Here is a 13,450-nt window from a genome sequence, read left to right as displayed (position 1 = left end):
GGAGACTACGATGCCAAGAACCGCGGCACTAAGGCCGGAACAGGTGCCGGCCGACTGCAAACCGGCGGTCGATGCGTTGTCCAGGAACATCGGGTTCACCCCAAATATGATGGCGACCTTCGCGCAGAGCCCGATCGCGTTCAACGCCTGGGCCACCCTGCTCGGCTCCTTGAGCAAAGCGCTTGACGTGAAAACCCGCGACAGCATCGGCCTTGCTGTCTCCGAAGTAAATGGCTGCAACTATTGTCTGACGGTTCACAGCTTTACGGCTGAGCATATGGCAAAGCTGCCGGCCGATGAAATCATTCTCGCTCGGAGGGGCCATGCCACCGACCCGAAGCGGGACGCCGCCGTCCAGTTTGCGCGCAAAGTCGTCGAGACTCGAGGCAATGTCAGTGACGCCGATCTGAAAGCCGTCCGCGTTGCCGGCTACACGGATGCGAACGTCATGGAGATCGTCGCGCTGGTGGCCATGTACTCTCTGACGAACTTTTTCAATAACGTGTTCGATCCCGAGAAGGACTTTCCCGTCGTTACGCCAGCCGGCTCGTCTGAACTCTATCCGGTCACGTCGACCATCTCCATGGGAGCGTAACGGCACAGCCCAGATGCAGCCAGGAAAGATTCTTGGGAACGCATCTGGGCTTTCACATGTGCCGACGGCCGCTCGCTGGGGGCCGCGCTGCCGCCTTTCCTTGAAGACCTAGCATGACAGGACACCGAGATCGCCAACAAGCGCCCGGGTCCTCGTCCATCGTGTCCACGTCGGTGGGCACGCTCAAGGAGCCGACACGCGCGCGAAGCCAGAGCCCTGTTCAGGACCTGGCTGGCAACAAATCTTCTCTCAGATAGTGAAGGAGGGTGGTTAAGCTTCGACAAGCATGTCGACGCTGAAGCCACGGTTCAGTCCGCTCGGGGTCCTGGACGGAGCGATATCAGGCGTGGAGGGTCTCGCCGTTCTTGGCGTCCGCGTAATACTGAGGCGCCTCACGACGGTCGTATTTCCCGTAGTCGCGCACGATCCGCACCCTCCGGACCCTCGCCTTGTCATTCAGCGTGGAAGCGTCCTCGTAGGCCTGAGCTGCAGCTGCGTCCTTCCAGGATATAAGCAGGATCAGGTCGCCGGGGTTGAGCAAGGCCTCGAAGATGTCCCAGGAGGTGGTGTCGGCGGCCCACGGATTCAGGCCAAGCCACTCGGCGCAATCATACGGGTTGTTGGTCTGCTTCCACTCCGCGGGTCGAGTCGCGTTAATCAGCGTGACCGTCGTTCCCTCCCCGACTTCGGTCTCCTCGAGCCTCTGCTCCGTGAGGGCATACCCCGGCGGCACTTGATTGTCAGCAGTGATCTGGCCGACGCGCAGGTGGTAGTCAGCGAGGATTTCGTCGCGGCCCTTCTGCTCGGCCTCGTGATGGCGCATGTGGATCCGCCAGCGCACGAGCGACTTCTCGTCCCGCCAGTTCGAGTGCGATAGGATCCAGCCCTCGCGGGTCAGGCTCTTGTAGCGGATGTTGTCGACGAAGCCTTCGACCTGCTCCAGCTCGGGGCGCAGTATCTTGGCGTAGTCGAGGTATTCATCCCAGTTCTCTTTATTGGGGAGCGCCTCGAAAATCACAGAAAACATCGTCGTATCTCGCTCCTAGAGTGCTGCGACGTAATCACCTCGGCTCCGGATGTGCTCGCAATTCTAAACTGCCGCGAGCTTTACGCCGTCGGCCGCGGCCTGACGACCGTGCTCACTGCGACAGCGTTATTGGCAAAGAATCGACTCGTAAAGCTATGATTTCGATAACCGCGTGTAATACGGTCGCGACCAGTGGACCGGCACGTGAACACCTCGTCGCGGTCGCCAAGAGTTCGCTCGAGCGAGTCCTCGCGGAGGGAAGTGCCGCACTCTCGCCGGATAGATGTTCCGGCACGGCTCTCGACACCTAGCGCCGCACGCGCTCGCGCCAATCACCCGCCGACCGGCTGTCGCGGCGAGCCGGCGCGCGGTTGACTACCGGCGCCGTCTCGAAATCATCAATTTCCGGCGTCGAAAGGAACTGTCAACGCAGCGCGCGATAGTCAAAGGTGCGGTACAAACGTCCGCTTCTTACGCCGATGGCATTGATTCCATAGCTACACGTCATTTGACCATCGAGTTTTGCGTCGTATTTTCGGTGATCTGCAAAGGAATTCGAATGATGACGACATACCACACTCGAAGAGGTGGACGATGAAAGCGATAGTGGTGACGGACCAGGCTGTGGGAACGGCCGGAATGAAGCTAGTGGAGCGGCCCGAGCCGCAGGCTGCGATAAACGACGTCGTCGTTCAGGTTCATGCGTCGGGATTCGTCGGAACTGAGTTGGCGTGGCCTTCGACCTGGACCGATCGCCTCGACCGTGACCGAACACCGTCAATTCCTGGGCACGAGCTGGCCGGAGTGGTTACCGCCCTCGGCTATGGCACGACTGGGCTGTCGGTCGGACAGCGAGTGTTCGGCCTCGCCGACTGGTATCGCGACGGCACTCTGGCGGAGTACGTGGCAGTCGAAGCACGCAACCTCGCGCCGCTGCCGGGCGACGTCGACTTCACGGTGGGCGCGAGCCTGCCGATCTCGGGCCTGACCGCGTGGCAGGGACTGTTCGAGCACGGCCGCCTTCGGGCGGGGCAGAGCGTCATCGCGCACGGCGCGGCCGGCGCGGTCGGGTCGATCGTGACCCAACTCGCACGTGAGGCCGGCGCCTACGTGATCGGCACCGGACGCGCCCCCCACCGTCAGAAGGCGCTCGACTTCGGCGCGCAAGAGTTCGTCGACCTCGAGAACGACGACCTGGAAGACGTCGGCGGCGTCGATTTGGTGATCGATCTCATCGGCGGCGACATCGGGAAGCGGTCCGCGCGCCTGGTTCGAGCCGGAGGAATGTTGGTGTCCATCGTCGGGCCGTGCGAGGCTCGGCCCGACGACGGTCTGGCGGTCGACTTCGTTGTCGAGTCCAATCGTGCCCAGCTGGGTGAGATCGTTCAGCGGGTGCGGGACGGACGACTGCGGACGAACATCGGCACTGTGTCGACCCTCGAGAACGCCGTGGCCGCCTTCAACCAAGCCAATCGGATCAATGGGAAGACCATCATCCGCGTTCGTCCGTGAGCGACAAGCGCCTATCGATGCACGCGGCCGACCGGCGCTGTCCAGGTCGTCCCGTCTCCTTCGAGGAGGAGGAAGCTCGCAATCCGGTTTGACCGCGCATTCGCGGACCACGCTATCAAGCGCCGACCGAACGGATCAAGCATGGATTGTATCCGCTCAAGCTTATCGCATGTTAGGAATGAGAAATGGCAGTCGCGACGTGGAACGGGACTATGATAGCGAAATCGGACAAGACCGTTATCGTCGAAGGCAACCACTACTTCCCGCCCGATTCCGTCAATACGCAATATCTTAGGCAGAGCACGACGACCAGCCGGTGTCCATGGAAGGGTCTTGCGAATTACTATTCGCTTGTCGTCGATGGCAAACTAATGAAGATGCAGCGTGGTACTACGCCGAGCTCTCCGATGCAGCTGCGGTCATCAAAGGCTACATCGCATTCTGGAAAGGTGTGGATGTAAGGTAATGGAATGACCACAGTACTCCCCCACCTTAAAGGCTGACGGCGGCCAATCGGGGTCACGGCAAGAAGAGTGCTCAGACTCACGCTACTTTGGACGAACCATTAGTATCGGTCTTGATGATTATGCTGCCCAGTCGAATGGCTGCCCACACGAAGTTCATCAGCTTCGTCAATCCGGTGGTCCCAGGAATTCGCGATCAACCCCGACATGGGGTAACCGCTAGCCGACCACTTGCCTGAATGGCGCAAGTAACGTCTCGATGGAAGAAGAGCTCGGCCTCCTGGGACAAGGCCCCGCAGTGTAGAAAGTAGGCGCCACCTGTCTCCGCTAACTCACGCGCGGGTCTTACTGCGATCGAAGAGATAGGTGGCCATATGTGGCCTTGATCGTAGTGTCATTGGCTACAGTCTATTCGACCACGATTGGCGCGACACACCTTTCTTGCGATCGCATCCGCAACGGGATGCGGCGCCAAAATCGGAACCGATTCTCACATGGTAGTTCAGCGTGGCGAGGTTCGCTCGCTGGGCGGCGCTCACCTCGGGCGCGCCGAGAACTGAGGTCGTCAGCAAGATCCAGCGGCGAGAAACCAGTAGTGCCAGGCGTCAAAGCCAGTAAAATGGAGAGCAGAGAGGGCAGTGATGGAGATTGCACCCAATGCGTGGTCCACCCAGGTATGCAGCCAGTAACGCATGACCCAGAGGAGCCCGGTCGCATGGTCCGTGAAAGCCGGCAGCAGCAGTGCCGCGCCGCGGGGCACGGCCGAAAGCCACAGCGCGACAGGACCGCTGTTGACTGAGTTCAGCCGGAATGGCGCAACCATCAAGACGATGGCAACAGGATAGTCGATTAGGTAGGTGTGGATAGACTTCGCGATGAAGCGAAAGGGCATGGCGCAACTCCTTCATGCTGGACTGCTCGATCGAGTTCTTGGACATCGAGAGTAGGGGCCGCACACACGAACGCGGATCAACCGCGTTGTGATCGGTGGGCCCCCGTGCTGCCACCAAGTATCGATGAGGTGTATGGGAAGGGTATTCCCGTCTGCGCGTTGTTAGAAATGCCGGATCGCTATTGTTTTCATTCTCTCCGGCGCCCCGGGTCTAAAGCTTTCAGACGGTAACGACCCGCGCATGAGGTCAGACAAGCGCTCGAGTAGAAATTTCATTCTACGCACCTGTGTTCTTCGGGTGTTCGGCGGGTTGCTTGAAACTCGATGAGGTATCTGGCTGATTGTGGCGCGATAGCGACGGACGCAGAGTCAGGCAACCAATAACCGATTTGACATTCGAGCGCACGGCGCCACGTTGGAATAAGGCCATGCGATGAACAAAGACATCGCACTCTGCAGGAGACGCAAATCCGTTGGTCAGGCTAGTCAGCCCCTGAACCGATAACCGAACATGGCGTAGTGATTATGTCGCCCGACGCGACAGCACGCTTGAGGAGTGGGTTGCCTAGGTGAATTGCGGACAGGCGGCACGGTCTTCGCCGGCTGGAGATTAGAGCAGCAGCCGTCTCTACGTACGCTCGACACCTCATCGTCGCTATAAACGCGTGGGGATGGAAACAATATCTCCCCAGTGAAATGCCGTGGTGGAACGGGTTTAGAATCCCTGCAGATCCGGCTGGTGGCATTCCTGCTATGGCATCACGCGGTGTGGCAAGCGGCAATAACGATCGTCTATCGACTCGATGACAAGTTGTGATTTCCCTCGCCTGGCGTTGCATGGTCATTCTCCAAAACGTCGTCATAGAATTTCGGTGCCGCGACCGACACGCGATGCCGGATTGAGAAGCCAGGAGGCTCGCAACGACGTCATCGAAGCCGTCACGCCTCTCGGAGGTGGGATCAGCGAAGTTATCCTATTCCCGGATGCGACGGGCGTTCTAGCGGGAACCGCGGGCACTTTGAGCGCCAGGCAGCTCAAACAACGGAGCAATCGTGATGCTGCGAAATGGCGATGTCTTTCCCTCTCTAACCTTTGATCGCGTCGGTGGCTGCAAAATGCATTTGCCTGGCGATCTGGCCGGCGGGTTCGGTGTGGTCCTGTTCCACCGCGGTTCCTGGTGTCCGTACTGCAACGCCCAGCTTGCCGCTTTCGCGCGAGCGGCGGACAAATTCGCTGGGGAAGGCATCAAGGTCGTCTCGGTATCGGTAGACGATCGGGAAAAGTCGGAAACGCTCGTCGAAAAGCACAAGCTCGGTTTCCCAGTCGCTTACGGCGCCAACGCGCGAGCGGTTTCCGCAGTCACCGGCGCGTTCGTCAATGACGATCCCGTCTGCCTCCAAGCGACCGGCTTCGTCCTCAATCCCGAAGGCCGGGTGGTGACGGCCGTCTATTCGACTCGCGCGATCGGCCGTCTGATGCCCGACGATGTGCTCGGCTTTGTCCGCCACCTCAAATCTTTGGCAAAGAACTGACGACCAGCGGCAGATAGCGGGGAGATCGATGAATGGCACAGCCGTTTGTAGAGCCGCGCAGCCGCGGCGTTATCGATGCGGAATCGGGCCCGGGAGAGCTCGGGCGGGGAGAGGCGGGTCGACACCGGGGCATTGTGCTGGCCGCTTGCGTGCTCGCATCCTCGATGGCGTTCATCGACGGGACGGCGCTGCCCGTCGCGTTGCCGAGATTGCGCGCTGACCTCGGTGCGGACCTCGCCTCCATTCAATGGGTTCTCAACGGGTATATGCTGGCGCTCGCCTCGCTGACATTGATCGGCGGCGCGCTCGCCGATGTTTACGGCAAGGCGCGCATGCTCGCGCTCGGTTGCGTCCTGTTCGGTCTGGCGTCCGCGATTTGCGCTCTGGCGCCTTCGCCCGCCTGGTTGATCGCCGCGCGCGTCGTTCAGGGAGCGGCCGCAGCAATCGTCACCCCCGCCAGTCTCGCCCTGATCGGGGCCACCTATCCGCGCGCGGAGCGAAATCGAGCGATCGGAGTATGGGCCGCTGCATCGGCTCTTACCACCGCCGGAGGTCCTGTCCTGGGCGGCTGGCTGACCGAAACGCTTGGCTGGCCCTCCGTGTTCTGGATAAACCCGCCGCTCGCGCTCGTAGCAGTGGGAGTTCTGCTGGTCTTCGCGCCCAAAGATGGCCGCATCCGACGCCCGTTCGACGTGATCGGCGCCACGATCCTGGCTTCCGCGCTCGGGGCGCTCGCCTGGGCGCTCAGCCAGATCGGACCTAGTGAAGCTCAGGGCGCCGCGGACGCTCCGGCCCGGACGGGCACGGCGCTCGCGATCGTCGCCGGGCTCGGCATTGTTGGGCTCGCGGTCTACGCATTCTGGGAGCGCAGAAGCGAACACCCGATGACGCCACCCCGCCTTGTTGAGAACCACGCCTTCCTCGGGCTGAACGTCGCGACCCTGATGATCTATACGGGGATCTCGATCATGTTCTTCCTGCTACCTTTCGATCTCGTCGATCGCCGCGCTCTGTCGTCGACCGATGCCGGGCTGGTATTCCTGCCCTTCACGCTCGGCGTGGGACTCCTGTCGAATGTCTTCGGCAGGTTGGCGGACAGGATTGGCGCGCGAACCATGCTTATCGCGGGACCGGCAGGTGCCGCTCTGGCGTATGTTTGGATGGCGCTCGGTCAGAAGGAACCTTTGATGCTTGGCGTTATCGCACCCATGACGCTGCTTGGCCTGTCGTTCGCAGTGCTCGTGGCGCCGCTCACCGCGTCCGTCATGTCGAGCGTTGACCAGACGAACGAAGGGCTCGCCTCCGGCATCAACAATGCGGCGAGCCGGATTGCGCAGCTTACCGGCGTGGCGCTGGCCGCCGGCGTCGCGTCTTTCGAATCTGGCTATGAGGTCGGTCTCGCCGTTGCCGCCGTGACCTCGATCGGCGGCGCCTTTACGGCTGCAATAACCCCGACTCCGGCCACCACCATCTTCTAAGGCGTATTCGATACGACCGTTCGCAACGCGAGCATAACTCTGCCCGCACTGGTGAGCGTTACGCCACCAGGGGGACGTATAAAGCAACCCGACTTCATCTTCCAACTCTCGGATGCCACGGCTGATCGTCGATTCCTGTACCCCGAGTTCGGCGGCGGCTCGTCGAAAGCTACGTCTGTCTAGCGGCGAACAAATCGCCACACAACCTTCGACGAGGTGCGGGCGTCCCGCATTCGGAGACGCTACCTGAACCGACGAGCGCTGCTGGTAGCGGCTCCCATCAGAGCGAAGGCCATTCCGGCGGCCAAACAAAAGACCGCGCCATGATCTCCGCCCAAGCCGAAGATCAGTGAGACCAACGCAGAACCAAGCGACCATCCGACGTAGCGAGCCGCAGCATTCATCCCACTACGCCCTATGGGTCCAGTCGTCCTCATCGCAGTGTTGTTTGGGGTCTGGAAAAGGCCAAAGCCGATACCGCAAAGCGCCAGCCGCCATACGACATCCCACTTCGCCGGAGTTGTCGGCAAGAAGACCATCAGAAGCAAACCGGCCGCCAACAACGCCAAACCAATGCTACAAAGCACCGACGCGGGGTAGCGGACTGTCAAACGACCGGCGATCGGAGCCGTGACCGCAGTCGTGAACGGCCAGGGCGTCACAAGAAAGATGCATCCCCGTCTCAAAAAAAACGGCAAGGAGACGTAAGCCAGAATTTGTGCTGCATAGGAGCAGACAGATGTCCACATCGATAGGGTGAACAGAGGTACACGGAAAAGATCGAATGGCAACATTGGCATAGGGTGCTGGAGCTGTTGTCGAACGAAGAGGCCAAAGACAGAAAGACCTGCTACGATCTCTCCCATCGCAATGCGCCCATCGCCAACACCCAGCGTGCCGACACCGACGACGAAAAGCCCGAACGCCAACGCATTGAGAGCGGTCCCGGTCAGATCGAGAGAGCGAGCAACCCGAATGTCCGGTGGTGCAGCTGCAATAAATAGCGGTACCGCGAGGCCGAACGGCGCATTCACCAGAAACAACCAGGGCCATTTTGCGACGGCAAGTATTGTCGCGGCGATGGTAGGCCCCAATGCTCCGGGTATCGCCACCGCTAATGCGACCAGCGCGAGACCCTTACTGACCATGCGGTACGGATAGATCACGCGTACGAATGCAATGCCGGCCACAGAAACGCCGGCCGCTCCAGCGCCCTGAATCAAGCGCGCACTTACCAGCATCGGCAAGGTTGGAGCGAAAGCGCAACCCAACGACGCGAGGACAAAAATAGCTAGACCGGCGGCATAAACGCGCTTCAGACCGAGTGACTCGGCCAGACTTGCAACGGGCAACAAAGCATACCGTTGCCGAAAGCTGATAGGCATTCACGACCCAAACGGTCGCCGCGTCACTGCTTGCGAATGAGCGCGAGATATTTGGCAAGGCGATATTCACGATAGCGCTTCCGAGGGAACTTAGACCAAGTCCAAGCAAGATGCAGAGCATTGCCCGGCGGCGCTTCGACGCGGTTAAACATTCGACGCCGTCCATCAGGATGCAATCTCCGGCGCGAAACGTTTAGTGTTATGCGAACAGTTGAGTTGTGTTGGCCATAACTGCACACCAGTGACCGGTATTCTCTTCAACATGAGCTCTCTCGTTAGAACAGGTGTCGGAGTCGACATGGGCAACACGGTCTGCGACAGGACGCTCGACCGGCTCGTCGCGCAATGATAGCAAGGCGTGTCAACGATGAGTGGCCAATCGACGTATATGACGCGCCAAGCGCAGCTACCGATGCCGTTCGGGATTCTTAGCAGGACGTTCCCCCGAGGTGCGGCCGTCGGATTGCACGCACATGAAAAAGCACAAGTGATCTTTGCTGCTTCGGGAACACTCCATGTTTACACCGTATCAGGACGCTGGTTCGTCCCGCCCCAACTTGCACTCTGGATGCCGGCCGGCATACCTCATCGGGTCGACATGCTTTCCGATACCGAATTGCGGATGATCTATTGGCACCCATCGGCTTTGCAGAAGTGGGCGCCGGAAAGGCCACTCGATTACATATTCGCCTTGGCGGTTACACCGCTTCTACGGGAATTAATCGTCGCCGCTTTCAACGTCGATACACAGTCCGAAAAAGCCGAGCTTGCAGTCTGATTGATTCTTCACGAGCTTACCGAGGCACCCGACGTTCCGGTGTTCCTTCCGATGCCGACAAGCATGGTCGGAAGACGCGTCGCTGATCTGGCGTTAGCGGATTCGCAGGTGCTCCTCGGCATAAGTGACCTTGCCGTTCGCGCCGCAGCGTCGATTCGTACGATCAGCCGCATGTTTCCAGTAGAAACAGGATTGACCTTCAAAGCCTGGCGACAAAGAGCAAGAATAACCCTCGCAATCGATCAACTCTCGGCGCGGCGGGCGATCTCGCAGGTCGCGGCGGATGTGGGCTTCGGCAGTACTTCGCCGTTCTCGTTTTCCTTCCGACAAGTAACGAAAGTGACACCGACCGCCTTTCTTCATCATCTCCGACATGAGAAAGCGGTAGCGCGCGCTTTAGATAGGTCGAGTGAGGATTCCCCGGGAGGATCGCACGGGAAAAGTGGGCCTTCGCTCTGAAGATCGGCCCCGAAGATTATCACGTCGAAGGCCTCGACTGGTGCTGTGCACACCGCGCCCGTCTCTCACGTAGTCTCCGCCACTCTGCTGAGTGACGTTGCGGCCAGTCACGACGATTTCAGAGCCAACTCTCCTTCGTTGGTCGCCCGACGCTGGTCATCGATTGGCTCCGCAAGACGATACGCTCCGTTGTTTCCCAGAGCGTCCGACAGGAGACAAAAAAGGAGAAACTCTCACACGGCGCGCCACCTTGGTCGGGGACTCCCGCGCTTTGCGTGGAGCGGCGCATACGAGCGCGATAATCACTTCGCAAGTCGCGAAGCCAATGCACCGATCCTGACGCCGGACATTCCCGCGATGATCGCGGCCGCGACGATGGTGCTCATCGCGACGCAGACACCCCAAAGGCGGTCGGCATTACGTTGATCGACACCGTGTGCGATCAGTACCACTCTCAGCCCTGAAGCAAGGTGGCTCAGGACGAAGAAGGCGCCGAGCGCGTAGTGAGGCAGCAGACGGATATTCCATGCGTCATGAATGAGCCCAGTCGGGGCTCCGATCGCGAAATTCCAATCCGTCGATATGCCGAGAAAGCCTCGGGCGTAGACGAAGACCGAATTCATGTGGCCGAGAATGAACAGTGAGAGATAGGTTCCCGAAGCCACCTGATAGGTCCGCTGGAAGTCATGCGCCGCGGCGCTCCACCGCCATGCCAGAAAGAGGCCGGTGCCAATCTGGAAAAGCATGGTCGCCACCAACAACGGTTCACCTACGGCAGAGCGATAAACCACGCGTCCGATCTTCATAGCGGCCGCATGCGCATCCGGACCTATCAAGCCGAACAGATGATTGGTGAGATGAAACACCACATATAGGGACAGGACCGCGGCCGTTAGCCCGTGGACAACCCGCCATCCCCCGACTGCAGGCACAGTTGCAGCGACCGGATCTCGGGCAGACTGCGACCAGATCGCGATCGCGAGCCATATCGCGCACCAGACGACCTCGTCGGGAATAGGACTCTCGATCAAGGTCTGGACGACGCCGAGAAAGACATAGAGCGTTGGCGACACAACGCTGACATAAGCGAGGCGTCTTGAACCGGGGGCGGACGTGGGACGACAAGCCAGGGCGATCCCAAGAAACGGCACGACGAACGCAACGACCAGGATGAAGGTCGCGCTGGCGATTGCGAGCGGTGATGGGCTTACGGCTTCCGTGCCGACGACAGCATGAAAAGCATTGAGCAGAAATGGATAACAAATCGCCGCCGCCGTGGGAACCAGAGCCAAAGAGTCAAAGCGCTTCTCAAACAACCTCTTGCGATTCCGCGGGAGAATTAATGCTTCCATCATCAACCTATAGAGTCGCCACAAAGAAGCCGATGTGCGAGACGACTTACAAGACAGTGTTGAAAACTTACCTTTGCGTGTCGCCTTGCGTCAGTGCGTCGAGTCTTGATCATTTCGATGTTCATATAAACTCACACTTTGTCAAAGAACGTTCACGAAAACGAAGGCAGAGTCGCTTCTTTATTTTGTCCTATTTCCCTGCCGGGTTGCGTGGCAGAAAATGTCACCTCTCGCTTTCAAAGATAATTCGCGAAATGTCCCTTTTTGACGATCACCGTCATCGTTGAGCCAGTGAGAGCGCCGATCGGTGTCAAACCAAAGGACGAAGGAGCCGAAACTTCCGCGGAGGCTGGTCCAGCTTACCGAGAACTGTTCTCCGAACTTAGCATGTCGGGCGCGAGTCGCTCGCCAAGAATCCTCCCAGGCTCAAATCTCTTGGACCGTTCGAGCACTTGGGCGCGTCGAGATAGTCGTTCATGGCGTCCCTGATGCAGGGCATCAGGGACGCCATGACAGGAACAGTGATGTCATGGTCCGAGCGGACACGCTGACCTCTATGCGCTCGTGGCTTCAATCAATGTCGAAGCGGCCGCGCGTGCTCTGCCGGTCAAACACACAAGGCGGCAGTATCGATGTTAATGTCCAAATGGAGGGTGTCTTGCTGACGTCTCGCTGAACGAGCCGCTACTTTAACGTGGCAAGATAGGCAACGAGGTCGGCCCGGTCCGTTGGGTTGTTCAGCCCAGCGTAGGGCATCCTGTTTCCGGGAACCACCTTCTGTGGCGATTCCAGATACGCGTCGAGGATCTTCGTATCCCAGACAATATTGGACATCTTCATCGCGTCACTGTAGTGGAAGCTGGGAACCGTACCCGACTTCCTGCCGATGATTCCTCCCAGACCCGGCCCGACGCGAACCGCCTGATCCGTAGCGTGGCACGTTGCGCAAGCTTTGAAGATGGTTTTTCCGTGCTCGGCGTCCTGCGCGTAGCTTGGATTTGCGGTTGCTGCCGCAAATACGAGCGCCGCGATAATCGTGCCAATCTTTCCTGCGCCTTTCATTGGGAATATCCTTTTTTTGGATCGGGATCAGAGGTGGCGCGGCCACGCAACGTAATCGTTGAGATCGTCGCCGAGTCGAAGCGCGAGCGCCCCTAACGAGCCTGTCGGGTTGTAGCCGGCATTGGAGGGATAGATGGATGCACCGCCGATAAACGGGTTCTCCGCATCCCAGTGTTGCAGATGAGGAGAGACGATGCTGGTGACGGGATGGCTGCCCATGATCGTGCCGCCTGTGACATGGGTGGTCTGATGGACGCTTTCATGGAGAAATCGGTCGGCCACTCTCACCCAATTCTCCAAAGGCCTTGCTTTTACGTTTCCGGCAGGCTGCATCCGCGCCGGCGAGTCCCACCTCGAAAAACTGCTGGGTGTGAGCGGCAATTGATAGCCCGGTTCAGGGTTACCCTCTTGCCAGGGGCCGCGCATATAAAGGCGCGCGCCGTTACCGAAACTGCCCGTCAGTTGTCGGTCGATGGTCAGCACATCCGCAGGACACATCACGTTGATCATTACCTCGACGAGACCGCCATCGTCCGGGCCAAATGACAGATAGCCGGGGATTGGCGAAGGCGACTTGGCAGCGAGAGTACTCGAGGAAGCGCCTGCGGATTGGGATAGGGCCGGTTCGGATGCTTCCGCGAGAGCCGCGGTCGTCGCGGCGGTGCCTATCAGGACACCCGGAGCCGGCGAAGCAGCGCCCGTGGCAGCGGCAACGCCGAGACGGCCTTGACGGTTCAGATGGAAGGTTTTGTCGCTTTGGTCATTGGTCATCGGAGTTGCAGTCCACTTTTGGAGGTGCAGTCCACTTTTTTTGATCGCGGCATAATTGCGTGATCATCCATGTGCGAGGCGTCCCTCTCTCTGCGCTAAAAGCGAGGGTCGCCTCATGCGGAGCTCAGTCTGCCTGACGCAT

12 protein-coding genes and 2 pseudogenes are annotated in these 13,450 nt (G+C 59.5%); 7 read left to right on the top strand and 7 right to left on the bottom strand.

The window, feature by feature from the left end; all coding sequences use genetic code 11:
* Positions 1 to 10: 10 nt before the first annotated feature.
* Positions 11 to 595 (top strand): carboxymuconolactone decarboxylase family protein, encoded by a 585-nt coding sequence (locus tag SO156_RS33195; protein ID WP_498537703.1) that lies wholly within the window; start codon positions 11 to 13, stop codon positions 593 to 595.
* A gap of 340 nt (positions 596 to 935) precedes the next feature.
* Here SO156_RS33195 and SO156_RS33190 read toward each other — a convergent pair whose 3' ends face one another.
* The gene (locus tag SO156_RS33190; protein ID WP_498537702.1) at positions 936 to 1,622 is read right to left on the bottom strand and encodes an antibiotic biosynthesis monooxygenase family protein; all 687 of its coding nucleotides are present in this window, start codon (positions 1,620 to 1,622) and stop codon (positions 936 to 938) included.
* Between the two features lie 594 nt (positions 1,623 to 2,216).
* Here SO156_RS33190 and SO156_RS33185 point away from each other — a divergent pair.
* Both SO156_RS33185 and SO156_RS33180 read left to right on the top strand, forming a co-directional pair.
* Entirely contained in the window at positions 2,217 to 3,134 is a 918-nt protein-coding gene (locus SO156_RS33185; protein ID WP_498537701.1) for an NADP-dependent oxidoreductase, read from the top strand.
* Between the two features lie 185 nt (positions 3,135 to 3,319).
* Positions 3,320 to 3,600, top strand: a pseudogene (locus SO156_RS33180) (DUF427 domain-containing protein).
* Positions 3,601 to 4,163: 563 nt separating this feature from the next.
* On the opposite strand, the gene SO156_RS33175 reads toward SO156_RS33180, so the two are convergent.
* The gene (locus SO156_RS33175) at positions 4,164 to 4,490 is read right to left on the bottom strand and encodes a hypothetical protein (protein WP_498537700.1); all 327 of its coding nucleotides are present in this window, start codon (positions 4,488 to 4,490) and stop codon (positions 4,164 to 4,166) included.
* 1,056 nt (positions 4,491 to 5,546) lie between these two features.
* Between SO156_RS33175 and SO156_RS33170 the strand changes: the two genes are divergently transcribed.
* Positions 5,547 to 6,023 (top strand): redoxin domain-containing protein, encoded by a 477-nt coding sequence (locus SO156_RS33170; RefSeq protein WP_498537735.1) that lies wholly within the window; start codon positions 5,547 to 5,549, stop codon positions 6,021 to 6,023.
* Positions 6,024 to 6,055: 32 nt separating this feature from the next.
* Positions 6,056 to 7,501: an MFS transporter gene (locus SO156_RS33165; RefSeq protein WP_498537699.1), complete on the top strand. Its 1,446-nt coding sequence runs from the start codon at positions 6,056 to 6,058 to the stop codon at positions 7,499 to 7,501.
* Positions 7,502 to 7,630: 129 nt separating this feature from the next.
* Here the strand turns inward: SO156_RS33165 and SO156_RS33160 are convergent.
* Both SO156_RS33160 and SO156_RS33155 read right to left on the bottom strand, forming a co-directional pair.
* A pseudogene (locus SO156_RS33160) lies at positions 7,631 to 7,702 on the bottom strand (hypothetical protein); the annotation flags it as partial.
* Positions 7,703 to 7,743: 41 nt separating this feature from the next.
* Complete coding sequence (locus SO156_RS33155) at positions 7,744 to 8,886, bottom strand: MFS transporter (protein WP_498537698.1); 1,143 nt, start codon at positions 8,884 to 8,886, stop codon at positions 7,744 to 7,746.
* Between the two features lie 367 nt (positions 8,887 to 9,253).
* Here SO156_RS33155 and SO156_RS33150 point away from each other — a divergent pair, with 367 nt between their 5' ends.
* Entirely contained in the window at positions 9,254 to 9,664 is a 411-nt protein-coding gene (locus SO156_RS33150; protein WP_498537697.1) for an AraC family ligand binding domain-containing protein, read from the top strand.
* A gap of 51 nt (positions 9,665 to 9,715) precedes the next feature.
* Complete coding sequence (locus tag SO156_RS33145; protein WP_498537734.1) at positions 9,716 to 10,123, top strand: helix-turn-helix domain-containing protein; 408 nt, start codon at positions 9,716 to 9,718, stop codon at positions 10,121 to 10,123.
* Between the two features lie 302 nt (positions 10,124 to 10,425).
* Here the strand turns inward: SO156_RS33145 and SO156_RS33140 are convergent, their stop codons facing one another.
* From SO156_RS33140 to SO156_RS33130, 3 genes are all read right to left on the bottom strand, one after another.
* Positions 10,426 to 11,478 carry a hypothetical protein gene (locus SO156_RS33140; protein ID WP_498537733.1) on the bottom strand — a complete coding sequence of 351 codons (1,053 nt, stop codon included), beginning with the start codon at positions 11,476 to 11,478 and terminating at the stop codon, positions 10,426 to 10,428.
* Positions 11,479 to 12,159: 681 nt separating this feature from the next.
* A complete protein-coding gene (locus tag SO156_RS33135) occupies positions 12,160 to 12,537 on the bottom strand; it encodes a c-type cytochrome (protein WP_498537696.1) in 378 nt (125 codons plus the stop codon).
* 27 nt (positions 12,538 to 12,564) lie between these two features.
* Positions 12,565 to 13,308: a GMC oxidoreductase gene (locus tag SO156_RS33130; RefSeq protein ID WP_498537695.1), complete on the bottom strand. Its 744-nt coding sequence runs from the start codon at positions 13,306 to 13,308 to the stop codon at positions 12,565 to 12,567.
* Between the last annotated feature and the right edge of the window lie 142 nt (positions 13,309 to 13,450).

The organism is Bradyrhizobium sp. UFLA05-125, assembly GCF_059803515.1.
The sequence above is the reverse complement of the archived record's forward strand: the minus strand, read 5'-3'. Positions and strand labels throughout refer to the sequence as shown.